The 24,926-nt window shown below is 70.6% G+C and carries 23 protein-coding genes; 14 read left to right on the top strand and 9 right to left on the bottom strand.

Going from position 1 to position 24,926, the window contains the following annotated elements:
* Window positions 1-30 precede the first annotated feature (30 nt).
* Complete coding sequence (gene mnmC / locus FHR97_RS04610; protein ID WP_183382601.1) at window positions 31-2,043, bottom strand: bifunctional tRNA (5-methylaminomethyl-2-thiouridine)(34)-methyltransferase MnmC2/FAD-dependent 5-carboxymethylaminomethyl-2-thiouridine(34) oxidoreductase MnmC1; 2,013 nt, start codon at window positions 2,041-2,043, stop codon at window positions 31-33.
* Window positions 2,044-2,392: 349 nt separating this feature from the next.
* Window positions 2,393-2,692, bottom strand: a complete 300-nt coding sequence (locus FHR97_RS04615) for a YciI family protein (RefSeq protein WP_183382602.1) — start codon at window positions 2,690-2,692, stop codon at window positions 2,393-2,395.
* Window positions 2,693-2,808: 116 nt separating this feature from the next.
* Here FHR97_RS04615 and FHR97_RS04620 point away from each other — a divergent pair, with 116 nt between their 5' ends.
* The 3 genes from FHR97_RS04620 (at window position 2,809) to FHR97_RS04630 (ending at window position 5,297) form a co-directional block, all read left to right on the top strand.
* A complete protein-coding gene (locus tag FHR97_RS04620) occupies window positions 2,809-3,717 on the top strand; it encodes a PHP domain-containing protein (RefSeq protein WP_183382603.1) in 909 nt (302 codons plus the stop codon).
* Window positions 3,718-3,761: 44 nt separating this feature from the next.
* Window positions 3,762-4,385, top strand: a complete 624-nt coding sequence (locus tag FHR97_RS04625) for an L-threonylcarbamoyladenylate synthase (protein ID WP_183382604.1) — start codon at window positions 3,762-3,764, stop codon at window positions 4,383-4,385.
* Between the two features lie 135 nt (window positions 4,386-4,520).
* Entirely contained in the window at window positions 4,521-5,297 is a 777-nt protein-coding gene (locus FHR97_RS04630; protein ID WP_183382605.1) for a 5'-nucleotidase, lipoprotein e(P4) family, read from the top strand.
* Window positions 5,298-5,330: 33 nt separating this feature from the next.
* Here the strand turns inward: FHR97_RS04630 and FHR97_RS04635 are convergent, their stop codons facing one another.
* The gene (locus FHR97_RS04635; RefSeq protein WP_183382606.1) at window positions 5,331-6,221 is read right to left on the bottom strand and encodes an ion transporter; all 891 of its coding nucleotides are present in this window, start codon (window positions 6,219-6,221) and stop codon (window positions 5,331-5,333) included.
* Window positions 6,222-6,238: 17 nt separating this feature from the next.
* On the bottom strand, window positions 6,239-7,108 hold the full coding sequence (locus FHR97_RS04640; RefSeq protein ID WP_183382607.1) for a CYTH domain-containing protein: 870 nt from the start codon (window positions 7,106-7,108) through the stop codon (window positions 6,239-6,241).
* Window positions 7,109-7,215: 107 nt separating this feature from the next.
* Here FHR97_RS04640 and FHR97_RS04645 point away from each other — a divergent pair, with 107 nt between their 5' ends.
* The 6 genes from FHR97_RS04645 (at window position 7,216) to glrR (ending at window position 15,333) form a co-directional block, all read left to right on the top strand.
* On the top strand, window positions 7,216-7,896 hold the full coding sequence (locus FHR97_RS04645; RefSeq protein WP_183382608.1) for a TIGR00153 family protein: 681 nt from the start codon (window positions 7,216-7,218) through the stop codon (window positions 7,894-7,896).
* A 58-nt stretch (window positions 7,897-7,954) separates the two neighbouring features.
* Complete coding sequence (locus tag FHR97_RS04650) at window positions 7,955-9,220, top strand: inorganic phosphate transporter (RefSeq protein ID WP_183382609.1); 1,266 nt, start codon at window positions 7,955-7,957, stop codon at window positions 9,218-9,220.
* Between the two features lie 340 nt (window positions 9,221-9,560).
* A complete protein-coding gene (gene argA / locus FHR97_RS04655) occupies window positions 9,561-10,874 on the top strand; it encodes an amino-acid N-acetyltransferase (protein ID WP_183382610.1) in 1,314 nt (437 codons plus the stop codon).
* Window positions 10,875-11,888: 1,014 nt separating this feature from the next.
* Complete coding sequence (locus tag FHR97_RS04660) at window positions 11,889-13,373, top strand: HAMP domain-containing sensor histidine kinase (protein ID WP_183382611.1); 1,485 nt, start codon at window positions 11,889-11,891, stop codon at window positions 13,371-13,373.
* Between the two features lies 1 nt (window position 13,374).
* The gene (locus FHR97_RS04665) at window positions 13,375-13,923 is read left to right on the top strand and encodes a hypothetical protein (RefSeq protein ID WP_183382612.1); all 549 of its coding nucleotides are present in this window, start codon (window positions 13,375-13,377) and stop codon (window positions 13,921-13,923) included.
* 15 nt (window positions 13,924-13,938) lie between these two features.
* Window positions 13,939-15,333 (top strand): two-component system response regulator GlrR, encoded by a 1,395-nt coding sequence (glrR, locus tag FHR97_RS04670; protein WP_183382613.1) that lies wholly within the window; start codon window positions 13,939-13,941, stop codon window positions 15,331-15,333.
* A gap of 15 nt (window positions 15,334-15,348) precedes the next feature.
* Here glrR and xseA read toward each other — a convergent pair whose 3' ends face one another.
* The 5 genes from xseA to FHR97_RS04695 form a co-directional block, all read right to left on the bottom strand.
* A complete protein-coding gene (gene xseA / locus FHR97_RS04675; RefSeq protein WP_183382614.1) occupies window positions 15,349-16,698 on the bottom strand; it encodes an exodeoxyribonuclease VII large subunit in 1,350 nt (449 codons plus the stop codon).
* A 34-nt stretch (window positions 16,699-16,732) separates the two neighbouring features.
* Window positions 16,733-17,839 carry an AbrB family transcriptional regulator gene (locus FHR97_RS04680; protein ID WP_183382615.1) on the bottom strand — a complete coding sequence of 369 codons (1,107 nt, stop codon included), beginning with the start codon at window positions 17,837-17,839 and terminating at the stop codon, window positions 16,733-16,735.
* A gap of 75 nt (window positions 17,840-17,914) precedes the next feature.
* Window positions 17,915-19,432, bottom strand: a complete 1,518-nt coding sequence (locus FHR97_RS04685; RefSeq protein WP_183382616.1) for a tripartite tricarboxylate transporter permease — start codon at window positions 19,430-19,432, stop codon at window positions 17,915-17,917.
* A 12-nt stretch (window positions 19,433-19,444) separates the two neighbouring features.
* Window positions 19,445-19,906 carry a tripartite tricarboxylate transporter TctB family protein gene (locus FHR97_RS04690; protein ID WP_183382617.1) on the bottom strand — a complete coding sequence of 154 codons (462 nt, stop codon included), beginning with the start codon at window positions 19,904-19,906 and terminating at the stop codon, window positions 19,445-19,447.
* The gene (locus FHR97_RS04695; protein ID WP_183382618.1) at window positions 19,903-20,883 is read right to left on the bottom strand and encodes a Bug family tripartite tricarboxylate transporter substrate binding protein; all 981 of its coding nucleotides are present in this window, start codon (window positions 20,881-20,883) and stop codon (window positions 19,903-19,905) included. Before FHR97_RS04695 ends, FHR97_RS04690 begins: the two co-directional genes overlap by 4 nt.
* Before the next feature lie 136 nt (window positions 20,884-21,019).
* On the opposite strand from FHR97_RS04695, the gene FHR97_RS04700 reads away from it, so the two are divergent.
* From FHR97_RS04700 to FHR97_RS04715, 5 genes are all read left to right on the top strand, one after another.
* Window positions 21,020-21,688 carry a response regulator gene (locus FHR97_RS04700; protein WP_183382619.1) on the top strand — a complete coding sequence of 223 codons (669 nt, stop codon included), beginning with the start codon at window positions 21,020-21,022 and terminating at the stop codon, window positions 21,686-21,688.
* Entirely contained in the window at window positions 21,685-23,088 is a 1,404-nt protein-coding gene (locus FHR97_RS04705; RefSeq protein WP_183382620.1) for a sensor histidine kinase N-terminal domain-containing protein, read from the top strand. Before FHR97_RS04700 ends, FHR97_RS04705 begins: the two co-directional genes overlap by 4 nt.
* The gene (locus FHR97_RS04710) at window positions 23,085-23,945 is read left to right on the top strand and encodes an ABC transporter substrate-binding protein (RefSeq protein WP_246403778.1); all 861 of its coding nucleotides are present in this window, start codon (window positions 23,085-23,087) and stop codon (window positions 23,943-23,945) included. The genes FHR97_RS04705 and FHR97_RS04710 overlap by 4 nt, the downstream gene beginning before the upstream one ends.
* A 9-nt stretch (window positions 23,946-23,954) precedes the next feature.
* Window positions 23,955-24,152, top strand: a complete 198-nt coding sequence (locus FHR97_RS20270) for a hypothetical protein (protein ID WP_246403779.1) — start codon at window positions 23,955-23,957, stop codon at window positions 24,150-24,152.
* Between the two features lie 207 nt (window positions 24,153-24,359).
* Window positions 24,360-24,917 (top strand): cytochrome P460 family protein, encoded by a 558-nt coding sequence (locus FHR97_RS04715; protein WP_183382621.1) that lies wholly within the window; start codon window positions 24,360-24,362, stop codon window positions 24,915-24,917.
* Window positions 24,918-24,926: the final 9 nt, after the last annotated feature.

Consider the following 24,926-nt stretch of genomic DNA (forward strand, 5'->3'; position numbering starts at 1 on the left):
CGGGCGGTCTTCGCGGAAGGCCTCGATGCCTCAGCGGCCGCGGATCAGGTCGGCGATCAGCCGACGCCCCGGATGCAGGTGGTCGGCCAGGGGGGCCTCCAGGGGCAGCGGCTCGTCGCAGATCATCGATGCGATCAGCTCGGCGGCCAGCGGCGCGCTGGCCAGGCCCCGGGAGCCGTGGGCGGAGGTGATCCACAGGCCGGGGTGATGGCGGCCGGCGAGCGCCGGCACCCGGGTGGCGTCCTTGGCCAGCACCGCATAGTCCTGGCGCCAGGCCTCGGCATCGGGGACCGGTCCGGCGTAGGGGGTCTTGTCGGGACTGGCGGCCCGTACCGCGGCGCGGCCCGCCAGGCGCTCCGGGGTGAGGGCCACGCCCGCGACTGCCAGGGCGGCCGGATAGCCGGGCAGGGTCCGCGCCAGTTCCTCGAGGTTGGCGGCGTGATCCGTCTCGCGCACCTCGCCGTCGGCCTCGTTGGGCGCGAAGGTCGCGCCGAAGGTCAGCCAGCCGTCGAGCGGCGGGGCGACGTAGCCGCCGGCGCACACCACCCGGCGCGGCGCGGGAGCGCCCTCGGGCAGGGCCAGGCGCGACACCTGGCCGCGCACCGGCTGCAGCGGCAGGGCGCGGGTCTGGGCGAAGCGGTTGGCCAGGGCCGCCGTGGCGATGACCACCTGGTCGACCTCGAGCCCGGCCTCGCCGGTCAGCGACAGCCGCCAGCCGCCGGCGCCGGGGACCAGCGCCTGCACCTCGCTCTGCCGGAACGTCACCCCGGGCGTGGCCGCCAGGCGCCGGCACAGGGCGTCCGGGCGCACCCAGCCGGCCTGGGGGTAGAAGAGGCCAACGCGATCGACCGGCAGCCCGGCCAGCGTGCTGGCCTGCGCCGCCGAGACGCCCTGTACCACGCTGGCCGGCAGGGAATGGTGGTCGAGGAAGCGCGCCTGGCGGCGCACCTCCCGGTCGTCTGGCGCCAGCTGCAGCACGCCGCTGGGCGTGAACAGCGTGCCCCCGGGGTCGAGGGCCGCGAGCCAGCGACGGCTGTGCAGCAGGCCCGCCAGGTAGCAGCGGCTCTGCAGGTTGGTCTCGGCGGCGAGCTTCACGTAGAGCGCGCCCTGGGCGTTGCCGGAGGCCCCGGCGCCGGGGCCCTCGCGGTCGATCAGGGTCACCTCGACCCCGCGGCGGGCCAGGGCCGCCGCCGCCGCGGTGCCGGCGATGCCGGCGCCGATCACCGCGACCCGGCGGGCCGGGCGGGGGGCGGGTGGGGTGTACCAGGGCGTCGCCCGGCGGCGGGTGTCCGCCGGCGGGACGGCGATCTCGCCGGCCAGCATCTCCCGCTTGCGGCCGAAGCCGGGCACCTTGCGCCAGGCGAAGCCGGCGGCCGCGAGGCCGCGCTTGACCACCCCGGCGCAGGTGAAGGTGGCGAAGGTGGCGCCGGGGCGTGAACGCTCGGCCATGGCGGCGAACAGCTCGGGCCGCCACATCTCGGGGTTCCTGGCCGGGGCGAAGCCGTCGAGGAACCAGGCGTCGACCCGGCCGTCGAGCAACCGCAGCCGCTCGACGGTATCGCCCAGGTGCAGGTCGAGGGTGACCCGCTCGTCGAGCCACAGGCGATGCACCCCGGCCACCGGCTCGGGCCACTGGGCGAGCAGCACGCCGGCCCGCTCGGCGAGGTCCGGCCAGGCGGCGAGCGCCCGGGCCAGGTCGTCCCGGGCCAGCGGGTACTTCTCGGTGGACACCAGGTGCAGGCGGGCCCCGGCCGGGGCCCGGGCGTCGAAGCAGGCCCAGGCGCAGAGCATGTTGAGGCCGGTGCCGAAGCCGGTCTCGCCGACCACGAAGGGGCGTGCCTCCCGCCAGTCGGCGAAGCGCTCGGGCAGCCGGTTGGCGGCGAGGAACACATGCTCGGTCTCGGCGCGGCCGTCATGGCGCGAGAAGTAGACATCGTCGAAGGCGATGGAATGCGGCGCCGTCTCGCCGCTGTCGTCCCGGCGCCAGTCGAGGCGGGCAGGCGTCAGGCCGGCGAGCGGCGGCAGGGCATCGGGGGCGGTCACGGCGGGGCTCCGGCGAACGGCGGTTGGTCAATCTTTGATCGATGTCGCCGCGGCGCCATCGCGACAGGGCTGGCGCAAGGCGTCCGCGGCGTTTCAACAGCGTTATCCACAGATGCTGTGGGGAAACCACCGGTGGATAACTCAAGGCAAGGGCACGGTCCGGGCAGCTTCGATTCATGTCACCTAGCCCGAATATTCCACCAAGTTGCTCGAGCCCTCGCTTGCCCCTTGCTTCCACAGGCTTTTCTCCCTCACTCGACCGTACACCCTGGTACGGCGCTTAATCGGGATAAAGCCTGTGAAACCAATTGGCTGCGCGATCATCACGGCACCTGATGCAATATCCGGGCTAGGGCAGGGCCTTCTTGAACGGCTTCACCGTCACCTTGGCGTAGACCCCGGCGATGATGTAGGGGTCGGCGTCGGCCCAGGCCTGGGCGCCGTCCAGGTCCTCGAACTCGGCGATCACCAGGCTGCCGGTGAAGCCGGCCTCGCCCGGGTCCTCGCTGTCCACGGCGGGGTGCGGGCCGGCCAGCACCAGGCGGCCCTCGTCGCGCAACTGCTCGAGGCGGGCCAGGTGATCGGGACGGGCGGCCAGGCGCCGCTCCAGGCTGTTGTTCACATCTTCACTGATGATGGCATAGAGCATCGCAGGATTTCCTAGGCAGAGCGGCTCGCGCCGCGTGGGCGACGGGCTCGCCATTGACCGGGTAGGGTCTCGCGAGCACCATGGTCATCATTCTGACAAAGTCACCTGCCGGCGTCATGCCAATGAATGCACTTCCCGTGCGCTTCGAGGGCGATCCTCTCACCATCGACCTGCACATGCACTCCACCGCCTCGGATGGCGCCCTGACCCCGGACGCCCTGGTGGCGCTGTGCCATGAGCGCGGCCTGAGCCATATGGCCCTCACCGACCACGACACCATGGATGGCGTCGCGGCGGCCCGGGCGGCCGCCGCCGGGGTGGGGCTCTGCGTGCTGCCGGCCACCGAGCTCTCCACCCAGTGGCGCGGCATCAACATCCATGTGGTGGGGCTGCTGCCCGACGGCGCCCGGGGCGACCTGGTGGCCGGCCTCGCCGCCCAGGCCCAGGCCCGGGAGCACCGTTCGCTGAAGATCGCCGAGCGCCTGGAGAAGGTCGGCCTCGACGATGCCCTGGCCCGGGCCCGGGAACAGGCCGGCTCGGAGCGGCCCCTGGGTCGCCCGGATTTCGCCCGGGCCCTGGTGGCGGCGGGTCTGGTCGCCGACATGGGCAGCGCCTTCGCCAAGTATCTGGGCAACGGCAAGGCCGGCGATATCAAGGCCCACTGGCCCTATCTCTCCGAGGCGGTGGCCTGGATCCTCGATGCCGGTGGCGTGGCCGTGCTGGCGCACCCGCTGTGCCACGGCCTGACCCGGCGCAAGCGCGGCCTGCTGCTCGACGACTTCCGCGCCGCCGGCGGCCAGGCCGCCGAGCTGGTCAGCGGCTTCCAGAACCCCGACGTCACCCGCGACCTGGCCCGCCAACTCCAGGAGCGCGAGCTTCTGGCCTCGGTCGGCAGCGACTTCCACTTCCCCGGCGGCCACCTGGCCCCGGGCACCATGAGCCCGGTGCCGCGCACCGCGGTGGCGCCGGTCTGGACCCACCCGCGCCTGGCGGCCTGCCTCGGCCAGCCGGCCCCGGCCGCCTGAGGCCGTGATCGCGTCGAACCCACCTCAATGAACAGGGAACGCCCATGAGCCAGTTCTTCCAGATCCACCCCGACAACCCGCAGAAGCGTCTCATCGACCAGGCGGTGCAGATCATCCGCGACGGCGGGGTGATCGCCTATCCCACCGACTCCGGCTATGCCCTGGGCTGCCACCTGGGAGACAAGAAGGCCGTCGAGCGGATCAAGTGGCTGCGCTCCCTGGACGACAAGCACAACTTCACCCTGGTGTGCTCGGACCTCTCCGAGATCGGCACCTACGCCAAGGTGGACAACGCCGTCTTCCGCCTGCTCAAGGCCCATACCCCCGGGCCCTATACCTTCATCCTCCAGGCCACCAGCGAGGTGCCGCGGCTGCTGCTGCATCCCAAGCGGCGCTCCATCGGCGTGCGGGTGCCGGATCACCATATCACCCGGGCCCTGCTCGACACCCTCGGCGAGCCGCTGATGAGCGTGACCCTGATCCCGGTGGACGAGGCGCTGCCGTTGACCGACGCCGAGGAGATCCGCGAGCGCTTCGGCGCCCACCTGGATCTGGTCATCGACGGCGGCGCCTGCCATCTCGAGGCCACCAGCGTGATCGACTTGCGCGAACTGCCGCCCAGGGTGGTGCGCGAGGGCCGCGGCGACGTGACCCCCTTCCAGGAATGACGGCATGCCCGTGTCGCCTCGCTCGGCCCGGCACCTCGCCGGGGCGCTCCACTGCCGAGGAGGAGTGGTTTGTTTGAACGAGCAATCAAAATAAAATATGCTGAGGCATTCCCTGCCATAACAAGGAGATATCGGATGCAGACTCCTCGCCGCCCCCTGGGGTTGTCCATCGCCGCGCTGGCCGGCCTGGCGAGCCTGCCCCTGTCCGGGAATGCCGTCGCCGACGACAGCATGATCTGCCGCCAGGCCGCCTATGCCATGGGCCTGCGCTACCAGCAGCAGTCCGCCGAGGTCGCCGCGCTGCAGCGTCAGGGCTTCGCCCTGGCCCGCTATCGTCTCGAGGACCGGCTCGCGGCCCACGGCGAGGATGCCGACTTGGCGATCATCACCGACCTCGACGAGACGGTGCTGGACAACAGCGCCCTGCTGGCCCGGGACATGGCCGAGTGCCACGACTACACCACTTGGGATACCTGGAAGCACTGGGAGCGTGAGGGCGAACCGGGCCTGATTCCCGGCGCCAAGGCCTTCCTGGACTTCGCCGACGAGCACGGCGTGGCCATCTACTACGTCTCCGACCGCTATCAGGAGAACGAGGCCGACACCATCGCCACCCTGGAGGCACTGAACCTGCCACAGGTCTCCGAGGACAGCGTCAAGCTGCTGGGCCCGCCCAAGGCGGAACGCCGCGCCACGGTGCTCGAGGACCATACCCTGGTGATGCAGCTCGGCGACTCCCTGCATGACTTCGCCGGCGAGTTCGCCGACGCCGACCTCGCCGGGCAGCACGAGCTCGTCGAGGAGCACGCCGAGCGCTTCGGCCAGGACTGGATCGTCTTCCCCAACGCCGGCTACGGCGACTGGAGCGAGGCCGAGCTGGAAGCCTGGGAGGCGACGCTCGAGGTCGAGTAAGCCGCGCTGACAGATACCGAAGCGCCCCGGGGGCTACTCCCGGGGCGCTTCTTCGTCCTGGGTGCGGGGATCGGGGGTCTCCTCGTCCAGCCAGGTCCCGCAGCGCAGGCAGTAGCGGGCGCGCTTCTCGTGGCGATCGTGGCCGCAGCCGGGACAGGCCTCGTCGGAATAGCGATCGGCGCGGATCGAGCGGATCACCTCGGCGGAGAAGACCCCGGTGGGCACCGCGATGATCGAATAACCGATCAGCATCACCATCACCGAGATGGCCTGGCCCAGCGGCGTCACCGGAGTGATGTCGCCGTAGCCCACCGTGGTCAGGGTGACCACGGCCCAGTAGATGGCGGTGGGGATGCTGGTGAAGCCGGCCTCGGCGGGCTCGATCAGATAGACCAGCGAGGCGAAGATGGTCACCAGCATGAAGACGGTGAACAGGAACAGGAAGATCTGGTGGCCGCTGCGCATCAACGCTCCCAGCAGCAGGCGGCCCTCGCCGACGAACTCCATCAGCCGCAGCACCCGGAAGATGCGCAGGGTGCGCAGCAGGCGCACCACCACCAGCGACTGGGTCCCAGGCAGCACCAGGGCCAGCCAGGTCGGCAGGATGGCGACCAGGTCGATGATGCCGTAGAAGCTCTTGAGGTAATGCCAGGGCCGTTTCAGGCAGTACAGGCGCACCGCCAGCTCGACGGTGAACAGCAGCGTGAAGCCCCACTCCACCCAGTAGAACCAGACCCCATGGGCCTCGCGCAGCGGGGCGATGCTCTCCAGCATCACCACCAGCACGCTCGTCAGGATGATGCCGATCAGCGCGATGTCGAAGCCCTTGGCCAGCGGCGTGTCCGACTCGAAGATGATCTGGAAGACGCGTGTCCGGAGTCCTTCCGCGGCGGGCTTGAGGTCGTGGTGGTTCACGGGCGTCATCCTTGTGGTGACCGGGCTCAGCCGAGCGATACCTCGCCGGGGAGTCGCCGCGCCAGGGCCAGGGCACGCTGGCCGAAGGCCGGAGTCAGCCAGCTCGGCGTCGCCAGGGCCTCGGCGAGGCGGTGGGCGTCGGCGCTCACGGCATCATCGCCCAGCTCGGCCAGGCGTTGGAAGGCCTGCCGGGCCTGGTGACGCCAGGCGTCGTCGCCGGTGTCGGCCAGGGCATCCAGGGCCACCACGGCGCGATGCAGCCAGGCCTCGGGGGGGCCGCCCTCGGGCAGCGTCCAGCGGCCGGCGAGCAGGGCGCCGCCGCGGGCGGCCTTGCTGGTGTCGGAGGGACGCAGCGGCACGTCCTCGGCCAGGCGCGCGGCGAGCTCGAGCACGGTGGCCGCGTCGCCCTCCTTGAGCTCGAGCTCCAGCTCGCGGATCGGCGCCTCGCGCCCGTCGCTGCGGATCTCGCCGATATCCAGCGCCACCTCGATGGTGGCGCTGTCGTCTTCCAGCCACCAGGTCTCGCGCACGAAGTCGGTGGTGAAGCGAGGCGCCAGCTTCCCCAGCACGCCTTCGCCCAGCGCCGTCACGGGGGGCAGGGCGGCGAGACGCGACAGGTCGAGCCCCGGCCCGATCACTTCCCACTCCCACTCGCCGCGGCTCGACAGGCCGCCGCTGCCTTCGCCGCGGGTCTTCAGCGTCTGCAGCAGGCGATCATCGACATGGCGCAGGCGCAGGGCCATGCGGGCGGCCTCGAGGTCGCCCCCGGGGGTATCGAAATAGGTGTTGCCGAGTCGGGTGGTCCGCGGGGCGAGGCCGGCCAGGCAGGGATGGTGTCGCAGGGCCTCGGGGCCGGTGGCGCCCAGGGCCAGCTTGAGTTCGATCTCGTTTGCCATGCACGACCCCTCCTATCATTTTGATTAACAGTCGATGATTTTTTCATGACGGCGCTCGCCCCAGTCACTATACTGGCGCCGCCATTTCCAAGTGCTCAGATGCCCCCATGGTGACATCCAATCCCTTCTCCGCGATGTTCGGCCGCTCGCCATTCCAGCCGCTGCTGGCCCACATCGTCAAGGTCAATGACTGTGCCGAGGCACTGCTGCCGTTCCTCGAGGCCACCCTCGAGGGCGATTGGCAGGGCGCCGGCGAGCACCGCGAGACCATCACCCGTCTCGAACACGAGGCCGACGAACTCAAGACCGAGCTGCGTCTCAACCTCCCCAATACCATGTTCCTGCCGGTCTCGCGCTCCGACCTGCTGGACCTGATCAGCGTCCAGGACAAGATCGCCAACAAGGCCCGCGACATCACCGGCATCATGCTCGGCCGCAAGATGCAGGTGCCCGACGAGCTGGCCCAGCCGATGCGCGACTACCTGCGCACCTCGGTGGCCTGCGTGGCCCAGGCCCGCGAGGCCCTGGAGGAGCTCAAGGACCTGCTCGAATCCGGCTTCGGGCGCAACGTCTCCGACGTGATGCAGAAGATGATCCGCGAGTTGCACACCCTGGAGCACCAGGCCGACGACCAGCAGGTCGCCGTCCGCCGCCAGCTGTTCGAGCTCGAGGACCGTCTGCCGCCGGTGGACGTGATGTTCCTCTACAAGATCATCGACTGGGTCGGTGAACTGTCCGACCGCGCCGAGCGCGTGGGTAGCCGCCTTCAGATCATGACGGCCAACTGATCGGGCCCGGCCCGATCCACATCCGCCACTTCTGACCGCTAGCAAGGGACACCGTCCTATGTCGATCATCGCGCAACACGGCGACCTCTTCATCATCCTCGCCTGTGCCTTCGGCCTCTTCATGGCCTGGGGCGTGGGTGCCAACGACGTGGCCAATGCCATGGGCACCTCGGTGGGGTCCAAGGCCATCACCATCAAGCAGGCGATCCTCATCGCCGTGATCTTCGAGTTCCTCGGCGCCTGGCTGGCCGGCGGCGAGGTCACCAACACCATCCGCAAGGGCATCATCGACCCCGCCCTGCTGCAGGAGGACCCGCAGCTGCTGGTCTACGGCATGCTGGCCTCGCTGCTGGCCGCCGCGACCTGGCTGCTGATCGCCTCGATGCGCGGCTGGCCGGTCTCCACCACCCACTCCATCGTCGGCGCCATCGTCGGCTTCGCCATGGCTGGGCTGGGGCTCGAGGCCATCGGCTGGACCAAGGTCAGCCAGATCGCCGCCAGCTGGGTGGTCTCGCCGCTGATGTCCGGCACCATCGCCTTCATGCTGTTCAAGTCGGTCCAGTACCTGATCTTCGAGAACCGCGATCCCTTCACCGCGGCCAAGCGCTACGTGCCGATGTACGTCTTCCTGGTCGGCTTCATCGTCGCCATGGTCACCCTGACCAAGGGCCTCAAGCACGTCGGCCTGGACCTCGGCTTCGGCGAGAGCCTGATCTATGGCCTGCTGATCGGCCTGGGCGTGATGCTGCTCGGTGGCTTCCTGGAGCGTCGAGTCAGCCGCAACCGTAGCGAGGAGGACAGCTTCGGCTTCGGCGGCGTCGAGCGCGTCTTCGGCGTGCTGATGCTGTTCACCGCCTGCGCCATGGCCTTCGCCCACGGCTCCAACGACGTGGCCAACGCCGTCGGCCCGCTGGCCGCGGTGATCACCGTGGTGCAGAGCGGTGGCCAGGTGGGAGGAGAGGCCCTGGTGCCCTGGTGGGTGCTGGTACTGGGCGGTGGCGGCATCGTCATCGGCCTGGTCACCTACGGTCACAAGGTGATCGCCACCGTGGGCACCGGCATCACCGAGCTGACGCCGAGCCGCGGCTTCGCCGCCACCCTGGCCGCCGCCACCACCGTGGTGCTGGCCTCGGGCACCGGCCTGCCGATTTCCACCACCCACACCCTGGTGGGTGCCGTGCTCGGCGTGGGCCTGGCCCGGGGCATGGCGGCGCTCAACCTGCGCGTGATCGGCACCATCGTGATGTCCTGGCTGATCACCCTGCCGGCCGGCGCCGGCCTGGCGATCATGTTCTTCTTCATGTTGAAGGGGATGTTCGGCTAATTCGCCACGAGGTTCGAGGTTCGAGGTTCGAGGTGTAGGAGCCCAATTCATCGGGTGATTGCTGTCCAGGCAGGTGAAAGCCTGCCTGGACAGGCTGGCACCATCTCCTGTGAACCGAGATACCGGGGGTGTCAACATTGGCTTAGGGCGCACCATCCTGCTTGCCCCTTGCCCCTTGCCCCTTGCCCCTTGCCCCTTGCCCCTTGCCCCTTGCCCCTTGCCCCTTGCCCCTTGCCCCTTGCCCCTTGCCCCTTGCCCCTGACCAGAGGTGCCGCCGTTTTCGTCCGTCTGATATAGTCAATGCTCATCCTCCCCTCTCACCTGCTGCCGGAGCGCGGCCTTGGACACTCGTTTCCCCTTCGTCGACTGGTTCCGCAATTCCTCGCCCTATATCAATGCGCATCGAGGACGAACCTTCGTGATCCTGATCGAGGGCGAGGCCGTGGCGCAGGGCCGCGGCGAGCAGCTGATCCAGGACCTGGCGCTGCTGCACACCCTGGGCGTGCGCCTGGTGGTGGTGCAGGGCATCCGTCCCCAGGTGCACGACGCCCTCGAGGCGGCGGGCATCACCCCGCGGCGCCACCAGGGCCGCTGGGTGGCCGACGAGGCGGTCATGGCCCGGGTCGAGGGGGTGGCCGCCGAGCAGCGGCTGTGGCTCGAGGCCCGGCTGTCGCTCGGGCTGCCCAATACCCCGCTGCACGGGGTCGAGATGACCGTGGTCTCCGGCAACCTGGTGATGGCCAAGCCCCTCGGGGTGCGTGACGGCATCGACTTCGACCGCAGTGGCGAGGTGCGCCGGGTGCGCGACGCGGCGATACGCGGCCTGCTGGGCCAGGGCTCGCTGGTGCTGCTGCCGCCGCTGGGCTTCTCGAGCACCGGTGAGGTCTTCGACCTGGACGCCGCCGACGTGGCGCGACACACGGCCACGGCGCTCGGCGCCGACAAGCTGATCCTGCTGGGGGAGGCCAGCGGCCTGTTCGACGATGCCGGTCAGCTGCAGCGCCAGCTGACGCCGGCCGAGGCCGCTCCGCTGCTGGCCCGGACCGCCCCGGGCGACGAGCTGTCCCGCCACCTCGGCGCCGCCTGCGCCGCGGCCCGCCATGGCGTGGCTCGCACCCACCTGCTTTCCTGGCGGGACCACGATGCCCTGCTCGGCGAGCTCTTCACCCGGGACGGGGTGGGCACCATGATCACCCAGCACCGCTACGAGCAGCTGCGCCCCGCCGAGATCGACGACATCGGCGGCTTGCTGGAACTGCTCGAGCCGCTGGAGCGTCGCGGCATGCTGGTGCCGCGTTCCCGGGAGCGCCTCGAGTACGAGATCGAGGACTATGCGGTCATCGAGCGGGACGGCATGGTCATCGGCTGCGCCGCCCTGCACACCTTCGGCGATGCCCGCATGGGCGAGCTCGCCTGCGTGGCCGTGCATGGCGACTACCGGGGCGGGGCCCGCGGCGACCGGCTGCTCGCCGAGGTGGAGCGTCGTGCTCGCCAGCTCGGGCTGGAGTCGCTGTTCGCCCTCACCACGCATACGGCCCACTGGTTCTTCGAGCATGGCTTCCGCCAGGCCGATATCGCCGACCTGCCGCCGCTGCGCCGGGATACCTATAGCCACGCCCGCCAGTCCAAGGTGCTCGTCAAGGCCCTCGCCTGACCCCCTGTCGCCGCCTGGCGGCACCGCACAAAAGGGTGTCGCCAGGCGGAGACGTTATAATGAATTGTTTTAAAAGGGATTTATCGGCTCACCTGAATCCATGTCGCCAATCGGCGACGAAAAATCCCGTCGATCGGGCGATTCGACCGTGCCGGATCGTCATCTGTCCGGGGGCTGCCAATTTATAAGATCCTATCTCTTTGATTTTGAAGGGGTGGTATGGCTTTTGGCACGCGATTGGCAACAGTCAGGGTGAGCAAGCGGAAACGGTTCAAACGGCTCGAACCGTGTTCCGGTCGCCGGGGGCCGAGATAACACTGCCCTGTGCCTTTTGGCCTCGCGGCGATCAACGTCTGCTCCAGCGATGTGTGACTTTAGGTTGCGATGAGACGGTACCGACGACGTCAAGGAAGTGTACCGATAGGGCAAGGATGCCCCGGCAAGGATGCCTCCCCCTACGGGGGACGAATTGCGCGACATCGCCCGGCCGAGGCCTGGGTGATGACGCCACAGACGAAGCGGGGTGGTCCGCCACCCGCACGAGGATGACTAGCCCCTGGTGGCAAAGGGCGTTCCCGTGGCTTCGCGGGCCTCACGGCCCTGGGAAAGTCGGTCGATGGATGGACCAGGCCGGCGATCGAGCGGCTTTCTCGACCCTTCAGTTCCCTGCGTATTGGGCCGGCTCTGCCGGCCCTTTTTTTTCATCGATGCGCATTGAGCCTTGTCTGAAAAGTCGGCGAGCGATGGCCAGGGCTAGGCCCGTTCCTGACGGGCCAAGGCATTTCCCACATCCGTGTGGGTCACAAGGCAAGAATCGGCGAAAAGGGCGAAAAGACGGAATTTTCGCGGTGTAAATGAGTACTTTGAGCTGATTTTTAACGCCGGATGGGCGAGCGCAGGCAGTTTTCAGACACAGCGAAGGCCTCGACGCATGCAAGGTGGTGGGCCGAACTCTGGTATTCTCGGGCTTGAACGATGGACACTTCCTTCAATCTTCTCGGTAGAACGCTGGCCATGACCACAGCCGTATCCCGTCGTTGGCGCCCGCGCTCGCTGCTGCAGCTGGTGTTGCTCGCCTTCCTCATGGTGATGCTGCCGCTTGCCGTACTGATGCTCCAGGCCGGCCAGGCCCTGTCCGAACTCTCGCGACTGGCCGACCAGAGTGCCCGTCAGGCGGTGGAGGAGACGCGTCGTGCCCGCACCCTCGGGGCCCTGGCCCTGGAACTCGAGCGTAGTGCCCGCCAGTACGCCGTGGTCGAGCAGGAGAGCCTGCTGGATATCTACGACGAGCGGCTGGCGGAGTTTCGCCGCCTGCTCGCCCGGCAGAGCGAGCTGCTGCCCGATGACCCGAACGTGAAGGCGCTCTCCAGCGAGCTGGACAAGCTCGCCGAGTTGCCCGGACTGTCGCTGGAGGAGTTCGAGAGTCGGCTCACCGATTTCCTGTCCTTCGCCGAGCATACCGAGGCCATGCGCCATGCCACCAACCGGCGCATCGACGACCGCCTCGACGTCATCCGTACCCGGGCCGAGGACGTGCAGCGGCGGCTGTGGTGGCAGACCGCCGCGCTGGTCTCGGCCAGTCTGATTCTGATGCTGCTGTTCACCCGGCTGATCATCCGTCCGGTGCACCAGCTCGAGCGGCGCATCCTCGGCATCGGCAGTGGTGGCCAGGAGGCCCGGCGGGCCCCGGTCCAGGGCCCCGCCGAGCTGGTCAGCCTCGACGAGCGGCTCGACTGGCTGTCGTCGCGGCTCGAGGAACTGGAGGAACAGAAGCAGCAGTTCCTGCGTCACATGTCGCATGAACTCAAGACCCCTCTGGCCAGCGTGCGCGAGGGATCGTCGCTGCTCGCCGACGGTGTGGCCGGCGAGCTCTCCGAGCACCAGCGCGAGATCCTCGAACTGATCGATGCCAGCGGCAGCGAACTCCAGCAACTCATCGAGCAATTGCTCGACTACAACCTGCTGCAGCACAGCCGGCTGGAGGCCGAGCGGCTGGACCTCGCCACCGTGGCCAAGGAAGTGCTGGCCAAGCATCGCCTGGCGCTGCAGCAGAAGGAGATGCGCGTGGACTGCTTCGATGGCCCCCTGGCCTGGCGGGCCGATCGGACCGCCACGGCCCGCATTCTCGATAACCTGATCTCCAACGCCATCGCCTACGGCGAGGACGCCGGTCGACTGGAGATCGGCGCCCGGGTGGAGCATGACCGCCTGGTGCTCGAGGTGGCCAACAGCGGTGAGCCGATTCCCGAGGAGGATCGGCCACGGCTGTTCGAGGCCTTCTACCAGGGGCGGATACGGCGCAAGGGCGCCCTGAAGGGCTCCGGCATCGGTCTCTCGGTGGCCGCCGACTGCGCCCGGCTGCAGGATGGCACCCTCGAACTGGTGGATGATCCCCGCCTGGCGGTGTGTTTCCGGCTGACCCTGCCGCGCCGGGCGCCGGCGATCGAGCACGATGTATCGACACCCGCCCTGCAGGGTGTCCAGGAAAGGAACGACTGACATGAACCTACGCCCGCTGATCCTCGGCCTGGCCTCGACCTGGCTGGTGGGCTGCCAGGGGTTCCCGGAGAACCTCCAGGGGCCCCGCGACAACCCCCACCCCCGGGTGCAGCTGAGCCCCGGCACCTGCTTCTCGGAGGTGCCCAGCTTCGCCGACGACGCCTGTCTGCTGCATGACTGGGTGGCCCTGGGCCTGGCCTCCCAGCGCGGCGACCGGGCCTGGCGCGAGGGCATGCTGCTGACCCTCGAGGGAGACGACGCCGAGCAGCGCCTGGGGCGCGCCGTGCTGCTGGCCTGGGGCGACGAGGCCCAGTGGGACGAGGCCTCCGAGCTGCTCAAGGCCGACCTGCATGCGGCGCCGGCCCGGCTGCAGCCGCTGCTGCGCTACTGGCTCAACGAGGTGGAAGGCCGGCGCAGCCTGAGCCACAAGCTGGTCGAGGAGCAGCAAGAGCGGGAGGCCCTGGCGGCGGAGAACGAGGCCCTGACCGAGAAGCTGGATGCCCTCACCGCCATCGAGCGGAACATCAATTCGCGACAGCAGACCGAGTAACTCGGGAGAGACGACATGACCCCAACCGGACGCCCCTACGCCACTGGTGATCAAGGCGCTCACATCCTGCTGGTGGACGACGACCCCAGTCTGCTCAAGCTGCTGGGCATGCGGCTGCAGAGCCGCGGCTTTCGCGTGACCACCGCGGAGAGCGGACGCGAGGCCCTCAAGCGCCTCGAGGCCGCCCGGCCGGACCTGGTGCTTTCCGACATGCGCATGGACGAGATGGACGGCCTGGCGCTGTTCCAGGAGATCCAGCGCCGCTCGCCGGGCCTGCCGGTGATCATCCTCACCGCCCATGGCTCGATCCCCGATGCCGTCAGCGCCACCCGGCAGGGCGTGTTCGGCTTCCTGACCAAGCCGGTCGACCGTGACGAGCTGTTCGCCACCATCGACGAGGCCCTGGCCCAGACCACTACCGCCAACGGCGAGGGCGACGACGCCTGGCGCTCGGCCATCATCACTCGCAGCCCCGAGATGGAACGCATCCTCGAGCAGGCCCGCATGGTGGCGAGCTCGGACGTCAGCGTGCTGGTCACCGGTCCCTCGGGCTCCGGCAAGGAACTGCTGGCCGGCGCCATCCACAAGGCCAGCAGCCGCGCCGACAAGCCCTTCGTCGCCATCAACTGCGGCGCGCTGCCGGAGCAGTTGCTCGAGAGCGAGCTGTTCGGCCATTCCAGGGGGGCCTTCACCGGCGCGGTGAGCGAACACCGGGGGCTCTTCCAGGCCGCCGACGGCGGCACCCTGTTCCTCGACGAGATCGGCGACATGCCGCTGCCGCTGCAGGTCAAGCTGCTGCGGGCCCTGCAGGAGCGCCAGATCCGCCCGCTGGGGTCGACCGCTTCGGTGCCCATCGACGTGCGACTGATCTCGGCCACCCATCGCGACCTGGGCCAGGCCATGCACGACGGCGAGTTCCGCGAGGACCTCTTCTACCGGCTCAACGTGGTCAACCTGAAGCTGCCGCCGCTCAAGGACCGCGCCGAGGACGTGCCGCTGCTGGCCAAGTACCTGGTGGCCCAGGCGGCGGCCCGCCACAAGCCCTTCGTCAAGGGCTTCTCCCGGGAGGCGCTGAACCTGCTGGCGTCGAGCGCCTGGCCGGGCAACGTGCGCCAGCTGGTCAACGTGGTGGAGCAGTGCGTGGCGCTGACCAGCTCGGCGATGATTCCCGAGGCGCTGGTGGCCCAGGCCCTGGTGGCCGAGGAGAACGCCCTGCCGACCTTCAACGATGCCCGGGCCGGCTTCGAGCGCAGCTACCTGGTCAAGGTGCTCAAGATCACCGAGGGCAACGTGACCCAGGCGGCGCGCATCGCCGGGCGCAACCGCACCGACTTCTACAAGCTGCTGGCCCGCCACGAGCTCGAGCCCTCGTCCTTCAAGCCCGGATCGGCCCACAGCGAGGCGTCGTGAGGTGAGCGGGCGCCGTCAGTCGGCGGCGTCCTCCCCGGGCAACACCTTCAGGGCCAGCCGGCCCTCGCCGAGGCGCGCGGCCAGGCGCTCCCCGGGCGCGGTGTCCGCCGCCCGGCGGATCACCCGGCCCGCGTCGTTCTCGAGGATCGCATAGCCCCGGCCGAGCACCGCCAGGGGACTCACCGCCTGCAGCTCCCGGGCCAGGGCATTGAGCCGCTCGCGGTGGCGGGCCAGCTCCCGGGGCATGGCCTGGTGCAGGCGCTGGTGGGCCAGCGCCAGGCGACGTTCGGCCTGGGCCACCAGGGCCGCCGGCGAGCGCAGCGCCAGCCGCTGGCGCAGCTGGCCCTCGCGCTGCCGGGCCGCCTCGAGGCGGGCACGCATGGCCCGCGCCAGCCGCCCCTCCAGCTGCTTCAGCTGGCGTCGCCGATAGCCCAGCACCTCGCCGGGATGGCGCAGCCTGGCCCGCAGGTGGTCCAGGCGCTGGGCCTCGGTATCGAGCCGCGCCCGCTCGGCGCGCGCCAGGCGGGCCTCCAGCACGCGCAGCCGGGCGAGCAGCTCGGCGCGGCCCGGCACCAGCTGCTCCGCCGCAGCCGAGGGCGTGGGGGCCCGCCGGTCGGCGGCGAAGTCCGCCAGGGTGACGTCCACCTCGTGGCCCACCGCCGACATCACCGACAGCCGCGAGTGGAAGATCGCCCGCGCCAGGTGCTCGTCGTTGAAGGCCCAGAGATCCTCCAGGCTGCCGCCGCCCCGGGTGACCAGGATGGCATCCCGGGCGGGATCCAGGGCCGACTGGCGATTGAGCAGCCCCAGGGCGGCGATCATCGCCGGGGCCGCCTCGCGGCCCTGCACCGGCACCGGGATCAGGGTGACCTGCACCAGCGGCCAGCGCGTGGCCAGCACCGCCAGCACGTCGCGGATCGCCGCCCCGGTGGGCGAGGTGAGCACCAGCAGGTGGCGCGGCGGGTAGGGCAGGGGCCGGGCGTTGGCGAACACCCCCTCGGCGTCGAGCTTGGCCTTGAGCCGCTCGAAGGCGGCCAGCAGCTCGCCTTCGCCCACCGCCTGCACCGCCTCGGCGATCAGCTGGTAGTCGCCTCGCGGCTCGAACAGCGAGACCCGCCCGCGTACCCTGACGTGGTCGCCGTCGCGCATCGGCGCGGCGACGAAGCGCGCGCGGTTGCGGAACAGCGCACAGCGCAGCTGGGCCCGCTCGTCCTTGAGGGTGAAGTAGACGTGACCCGACGACGGCCGCGAGACGCCGGACAGCTCGCCCTCCACCCAGACGTCGCCGACGTCCTGCTCCAGGGCCTGGCGGGCGCGGCGGTTGAGCTCGCTGACGGTGAGGGCGGGGCTGTCGTTGGGGGCCATGATGGGGTCATCTCCGGGCGGAACGCCGCCCAGCCTAGCACGGATCCGGCCCGTCGCTCGGCCCCCGGCCCGACCTGGCACCCAGGCGCCGGCAGGCGCCCAGCAGCACCGGCATCAGCAGGATCAGCACCGTGATGCGCAGCAGGTGGTGCGAGGTGACGAAGGCCGGGTCGATGCCCAGCGACAGCGCGACCAGGCTCAGCTCGGGGGCGCCACCGGGCATGTAGGCGAGCAGCGCCGCCGGCAGCGACACCCCCGTCGCGGCGTGGATGCCCCAGGCGGCGAGGATGGCGATCCCGAGCAGGCACACCGCCTGCAGCATGGCCATCACCAGGGTATGGCCGACCTTGGCCAGCGAGGTGCCGGTGAAGCGCACTCCCACCGAGACGCCGATGATCACCTGGGCCAGGGCGATCAGCGTCGGCGGGATGGCGGCATGGGTCAGCCCCGTCAGGTGCAGCGCCGCCGAGACCAGCGCCGGGCCGAACAGCAAGGCGTTGGGCAGGCGCAGCCGGTGCCCCAGCCAGGCGCCCAGCACGCCGGCGCCGGCCAGCCAGGCCGCATCTCCTGGAGCGGGTAGCCATAGCCACTGGGCCAGGTCCATGCCGGTGGGCTGCAGGCTGACATGGCCGACCCACTGCAGCACCGGGGGAATGGCGACCAGCAGCACCAGGATGCGCACCGCATGGGTCATGCCCACCACCCGCAGGTCGGCGCCCGAGTCCAGCGCCATGCCGGTGACCGCCGAGACGCCCCCGGGCACCCCGGCATAGAGGGCGGTATCCAGCGAGTGGCCGGCCACGCGGCGCGAGAACCACACCGAGAAGGCCATCATCAGCGCCGTGGCCAGCAGCATCACGCTCAGGCTGGCGCCCCACAGCGGCAGATCGCCGGACATCTCCGGGGTGAAGGCCGCGCCCAGCATCACCCCGATCACCACCAGCACGCCCTTGCGACCACGCCCCGGCGAGCGCAGCCGGGCGCCGGCGAGGCTCGCCAGGGTGGTGGCGAACATGGCGCCGAGCAGCCAGGGCAGGGGGACGTCGAGCCAGTAGGCGAGGCCGCCGCCGGCCAGCCCCAGGGCGAGCGTCGGCAGGAAACGGCCCAGGGCGGCCAGTCGTGCGGTGAGGGTGTCGTTCACTATCCTGTGGCCTCTGATCGAACGTCCCGGGCCCGTGATGACGGGCCCGGTGTCTGGAAGGGAAGGAGGATGCGCTCAGCCGTCCTCGACGTCCTCCCGGGGTGAGTTGCCGGCCAGCAGCTTCGGCAGCAGCCAGGGCAGCACCAGCAGCGCGGCCGCGGCGAGCCACAGGCCCAGCGAGATACCGGACTGCCAGAGGATACCGACGTCGCCGCCGCTGATCGACAGGGCGCGGCGCAGGTTCTGTTCCATCAGCCCGCCGAGCACGTAGCCGAGGATCACCGGGGCCAGCGAGAAGCCCAGCTTGCGCAGCAGGTAGCCGAACACGCCGATGATCAGCATCAGGAAGATGGCGGTGAGATCCGAGTGCAGCTGATAGACGCCGACGAAGGCCAGGATGGCGATGGCCGGCACCAGCACCCAGCGGGGGATGGTCAGCACCCGGGCGAACACGCCGGCCAGCGGCAGGTTGAGCGCCAGCAGCACGATGTTGCCGATGTACAGCGAGGCGATCAGCCCGCCGGCCACCTCGGGGCGCTCGGTGAACATCATCGGCCCCGGGGTGATGTTGTAGAGCATCAGCGCACCGAGCAGCACGGCGGTGGTGCCGGAGCCGGGGATACCCAGGGTCAGCATGGGCACGAAGGAGCCTGCCGCCGAGGCGTTGTTGGCCGCCTCCGGGGCCGCCAGGCCGCGCATGTCGCCATGGCCGAAGGTGCCGTCCTTGTCGGAGAGGCGCTTCTCGGTGGTGTAGGAGACCGCGCCGGCCACCGAGGCGCCGGTGCCGGGCAGCACGCCGATGATGAAGCCGAGCAGCCCCGAGCGGCCCATCGCCCCCTTGCAGTAGAGCACCTCCTTGAGGCTGACGAAGACCCGGCCCAGCGGCGGCATCTCGGTGTCGACGTCGCGGCGGTGGGCCTGCTCCAGCATCAGCAGGATCTCGCTGATCGCGAACAGGCCGATGATCATCACCACGAAGTCGATGCCGTCGTAGAGCTCGGGCATGCCGAAGGTGAAACGCATCACCCCGGTGCCGCTGTCCACGCCGACGGTAGCGATCAGCACGCCCAGCACCGCGCCGATGGCGGTCTTGACGGGGTCCTTGCCCATCATCACCGACATCGACGCGAAGGCGAACACCATCAGCGCGAAGAACTCGGCGGGGCCGAACATCACCGCCACCTCGGCGAGCAGCGGCGCGAACAGCGTCAGGCCGAGGATGGCGATGGTCGCGCCGACGAAGGAGCTCACCGCCGAGAGGCCCAGCGCCGGGCCGGCCAGGCCCTTCCTGGCCAGCGGGTGGCCGTCGAGGGTGGTCATCACCGCCCCGGCGTCGCCGGGCACGTTGAGCAGGATGCTCGACATGCGCCCGCCGTACTCGGCGCCGGTGTAGATGCCGGCCAGCAGGATCAGCGCCGACTCGGCGGGCAGGCCCAGGGTGTAGGCCAGCGGCATCAGGATGGCGATGCCGTTGATCGGCCCGATGCCCGGCAGCGCCCCGAACAGGGTGCCGAGCAGCGCGCCGAGGAAGGCCAGCCCCAGGTTGAGCGGGCTCAGCGCGACGCCGAAGCCCTCGATCAGGAAATCAAACATGGTGGCGGTCCTCTAGAGGATGGCGGCGAGCCAGGTGCCGGTGGGCAGGCCGATGCCCAGCCCCGCGGTGAACAGGACGTAGCTGCCCACGGCCATCAGCGCCCCGGTGATCAGGGCCTTGCCCCAGGTGGTACCGAACAGCCGGGCCAGGGCCGCCACCACCAGCAGCGAGGTGGGCACGAAGCCCAGGCGGGTGAACAGCAGCGCATAGGCCAGCAGCAGGCCCAGCACCACCAGCAGCCGCAGGGCCTGGGCGCGGTGGGGCCAGTGGCCGTCGGCGCCCGGCTTGAACACCAGCACCAGCGACAGGCCGGCGAGCAGGATCGCGAGACCCAGCGGGAAGGCCTTGGGGCCCACGGGCTCGTAGCTGAAGGGGACGTCGAGGTGGATGGCCTGGACGGCGACGAACGCCGCCAGGCCGATCAGCACGATCCCCAGGAGCCGGTCGGCGACCGGCTTGGCGAGATCGCTCATTTCAGCCCGACCTCCTCGGCCAGGGAGCGGAAGTCGGCGACCTGGGCCTTCACGTAGCTGTCGAAGTCGTCACCGAAGCGCGACATGGCGAACAGGCCGCGGGCCTCGCGCAGCTCGGCGAATTCGGGGTCCTCGGCCAGGGCCTGCATGCGCTCGACCCATTCGGCGTAGGCCGCATCGCTGACCTCCGGGCCCATGTAGTAGCCGCGCCAGATCGGCCACTGGACGTCATAGCCCTGCTCGGCGGCGGTGGGGATCTCGGCGTAGGGCCCGCCCATGCGCTCCTCGGAGAGGGCGGCCAGCACGCGGATCTTGCCGCTCTCCAACTGGGACTTGAGCTCGGAGAGGTCGCCGGTGAAGACCTGGATATGGTCGCCGAGCAGCGCGGCCAGCGCCTCGCCGCCGCCCTCGAAGGCCACGTAGCGCAGCTGGCGCGGGTCGATGTCGCCGGCCTTGGCGGTCAGCGCGGCCTTCATCCAGTCCTGGCTGCCCACCGTGCCGCCGGCACCGAAGGCGATCTCGCCGGGGGCGTCCTGGAGGTCGGCCATCAGCTCGTCGAGGGTCTGCCAGGGGGCGTCGGCGCTGACCACGATGGCGCCGTAGTCGACGCCCAGGGCACCCAGCCAGCGCACCTCGTCGGCGTCGTACTGGCCGAACTTGCCGAGCGCCAGGTTGACCGCCGCGCCGGTGCTGGCGGCGACGATCAGGTTCTCGTCGTCGCTGCGCACGCCGTTGACATGGTTGTAGGCCACGGCGCCGATGCCGCCGGGCATGTAGGTCACCATCATCGGCGCGTCGATGCGCCCGGTTTCCTGCAGGCCGTTGGCCGCCAGGCGGCAGGTCAGGTCGTAGCCGCCGCCGGGCTTGGCGGGGGCGATGCACTCGGTGTCGCCGGCGGCCTGGGCCTGGCCGGTGAACAGGGCGCCGCCGAGCAGGGCGATGCCGGAGGCGTGGCGGATGGCCGTGTTGATCTTCATGACGAACTCCTGTTCTCTTGTTATGCGGGGCGGGCGAGGGTCTCGCCCGCCATCGCGTGATGGCCAGGGCGATGCTAGGGCCGCCACCTGTCATCAACCTGTCACCTTCCCGGTCACCCCCTGAGACATTGGTCGTATGCGCCTGCTGGTCATCGAGGACGATCCGCTGATCGCCCGCTCCCTGGAGCAGGCGCTGTCCCCCCTGGGCAATACCGTCGAGGTGTTCACCACCCATGGCGAGGGCGCGGCCGCGCTGCGCCACGACCGCTTCGACCTGGTGCTGCTCGACCTCGGCCTGCCCGACGGCGACGGCCTCGAGCTGCTGGCCGCGCTGCGCGACCGCGGCGACACCACCCCGGTGCTGATCCTCACCGCCCGGGACGCCGTCGACGACCGGGTCAGCGGCCTCGACCACGGCGCCGACGACTACCTGGCCAAGCCGTTCTCGCTGGCCGAGCTGGAGGCCCGGGTGCGGGCCCTGCTGCGGCGCAGCCAGCAGCGCAGCGACAACCGGCTGCGCTACGGACGCCTGGCCTTCGACCCGGCGACGGGCGCCGCGACCCTGGACGACACCCCCCTGACGCTGCCGCGCCGCGAGCTGCTGCTGCTCGAGGGCCTGCTGCTGCACGCCGGCAGCATCGCCCCGCGGGAGGCCCTCGAGCGGCGGCTGTTCGGCTTCGACGAGGTGGGCTCCAACGCCCTGGAGGTCTATGTCAGCCGGCTGCGCAAGCGGCTCTCCGGGACGGGCCTGCAGATCCGCACCTTCCGCGGGCTGGGCTACCGGCTGGAGGACGACGACGCGTGATCGAGGTGACCGGCTCGCTCAAGCGCCGCCTGGCGGTGTGGCTGCTGGTCACCGTGACCGGCCTGGGCGCGCTGCTGATGGTCGAGGCCTGGATGAGCACCCGCCGCGCCGCCGAGCGGGCCTTCGACAGCCAGCTCGAGGCCGCCGCCCTGACCATCGCCGAGGCCGTGCAGTGGCAGCAGGGCGAGCCGCTGGTGGAGGTGCCGGCGGCGGCCCTGCAGATACTGGCCACCCGGCACCAGGAGCGGGTCTTCTACGCCGTGCTCGACGCCGACGGCGAGGCGGTGTCCACCAACCTGCCCTTCGCCATCGAGCCGGCCTGGCGCGAGCGGGTGGCCAGCGCGCCCATGGCGCTGACCGCCCGGCTCGACGGCGCCGCCTGGCGACTCTACGGCCGCGAATACGACTCGGCGGGCTGGGTCTCCCAGGAGCCGGTGCAGATCTGGGTCGGCCATACCCGGGGCGGGCGAGTGGCGCTGGCCGACGAGCTCTTCGAGCGCACCCTGACCCGCTTCGTGGCCATGGTGCTGCTGGCCGGGGTGCTGATGGCCATGGCCCTGCGCGTGGCTCTGGGGCCCATGCGCCGGCTGCGCCGCCAGCTGCGCCACCGTGACGCCGACGACATGCGCCCCCTCGACGCCCGGGTGCCCGAGGAGATGCGCGAGCTGGCCCAGACCCTCGATCACCTGTTCGCCCGCCAGCGCCAGAGCCGCGAGGCGCTGCTGCGCTTCACCGCCGACGCCAGCCACCAGCTCAAGACGCCGCTGGCCGGGCTGCAGAGCACCAGCGAGCTGGCGCTGCAGAGCGAGGACCCGGCGGACTGGCAGGCGGCGCTGACGGCGGTGCACGAGGGCGCCGGGCGCACCAGCCGCCTGGCCGGCCAGCTGTTGAGCCTCGCCCGCCTGCGCCACCTCGACGAGACTGGCGAGATCGCTCCCCTGGATATCGCCACCGTGCTGCGCGAGACCGTGCTCGACTGGGCCGGGCGCGAGGTGGCCCGCCACCACGACCTGGGCCTCGCCGAGCTGCCTCCCGGTCCCCTGTGGGTGCGCGCCGAGGGCTGGGCGGTGCGCGAGCTGCTCGGCAACCTGATCGACAACGCCCTGCGCTACACGCCGCCGGGCAGCGTGATCACCCTGGGCCTGGCGCCCCACGGCGACGAGGTGGTGCTGTTCGTCGAGGACGACGGCCCGGGCGTGCCCGCCGCGGCCCGCGAGCGGCTGAGGCAGCCCTTCGAGCGGGGCGGGCGCCAGGACACCGACGGCTCCGGGCTGGGGCTGGCGATCGTCGACTCCATCGCCCGGCGGCTCGGCGGGCGGCTGGTGCTGGGCGGGCGCGAGCCTCATGGCCTGGTGGTGACGCTGCACCTGGCGCTGTGCCAGGGGAGGGAGGCGCCATGATCGCCGTCCGTCGCGGCATCGGCCGCCGCCTCGCGGGCTGGCTGGCCCTGGGGCTGGCGCTTGGGATGGCGATGGCCCCGGGCGGCGCGGCCCGCGCCCAGACGACGCCGCTGGTGGTGGAGGCGGCGCTGGACCGCGAGGTGGTGGCGCCGCTGCTGGCCGCCTTCCGCGCGGCCCATCCCGAGATCGAACTGGACTTTCGCGACCGCTCGACCCTGGAGGTCGACGCCCGGGTCGCCGCCGGCGAGCCGGCCCCGGACGTGGTGATCAGCTCGGCGATGCCCTGGCAGATGGCCCGGGTCAACGCGGGCTACGCGCGGCGCCTGGACTCGCCGGCGGCGCGGCGCTGGCCGGCCTGGGCCAAGTGGCGCGACGAGGTGTTCGGCTTCACCTTCGAGCCCATCGTCATGGCCTACCGGCTCGACCTCTCGCGGCACATGGTGCCGCCCCAGACCCACGCCGACCTGCACCGCCTGCTGACCACCGAGCCGGCGCGGCTGGCGGGGCGGGTGACCACCTACTCACCGCTGGAGAGCGGCGTCGGCTACACCCTCTTCCAGCAGGACGCCCGCTACACGCCGCGCTTCTGGGACCTGGTGGCCGGCATGGGCCGGGTCGACGCCCGCCTCGAGGCCAGCACCCGGGCCATGCTCGAGGGCCTCAGCGAGGGCCGCTACTGGCTCGGCTACAACCTGCTGGGCTCCTACGCCATGGTCTGGGCCCAGGATCACCCCGAGGTGATCGTGCAGGTGCCCCAGGACTACTCGCTGGTGATGATGCGCATGGCCTTCATCCACCGCGACGCGCCGCATCCCCAGGCCGCCGAGGCCTTCGTCGACTTCCTGCTCGGCCGCTAGGGCCAGCGGGTGCTGGCCGGCGAGACCCCGCTGTTCAGCGTGCGCCCGGATATCGTCGGGCCCTACACGGCGGCGCGGTTGCGCGACCAGGTGGGCGAGCGGCTCTACCCGATCCCGCTCAACGCCTCGCTGCTGGCCTTCGTCGACCCCCAGCGCCGCGACGCCTTCCTGGCCCGCTGGCGCCGCGAGTTCCGCCGCGACGACTGAGGGCGGCGCGGCCCGCCATGGCTCCCCCTCGCCGCTACGCCTCGCCCGGCGGCGTTCCGATCCCCGTCAATTGAGATTGAAGTCCCGGCAAGGGCGAGGCCGGCCACTGGCCGCTTCCCCTGCTGGTCGGGGTTTGACGGTCGGGAGGCCCTGACCTAAGCCTAGAATTACGGGCCCGGGGCCGGGCCCACCGATCGGAGGGGCACCATGGCACACTCATGGCACATTCGGGTATCGGGCCTGGTGGCGGGCTTCGCGCTGTTGATGGCCGGCAGCGTCACGGCCGGACCGGAGAACGTCGACTTCCCGGCGAACTATGCCGGTACCTATGTGCGTTACACGACGGTGGACAAGCCGGATCGCGACCCGCCCATCATCCGCTTCCTGTATATCAATCCCGACGCCCTGGTGAAGGCACGACCGGGTGAGCCGTTGCCGCACGGCACCGTGGTGGTCATGGAGGATCACGAGGCCGAGCTGACCGAGGACGGTGAGCCGCGCCGCGACGCCGACGGGCGTTTCATCCCCACCCACGAGGTCACCAACGTCTTCGTGCAGGAAAAGCAGCCCGGCTGGGGGGAGGAATACGCCGAGGACAAGCGCAACGGCGAGTGGGAGTACGCCTGGTTCCGACCCGACGGCAGCCGGCGGGACGATCAGAGCATGGACGCGTGCTTCGAGTGCCATCGCCAGGTCGCCGACCAGGACTTCACCTTCACGACCGCGCCGTTCATCACGCGCATCAAGACGGCGACGGAGGATTGACGAAAGGCA

Origin of the sequence: Halomonas stenophila (assembly GCF_014192275.1) — a bacterium.
Taxonomy (GTDB): Bacteria; Pseudomonadota; Gammaproteobacteria; order Pseudomonadales; family Halomonadaceae; genus Halomonas; species Halomonas stenophila.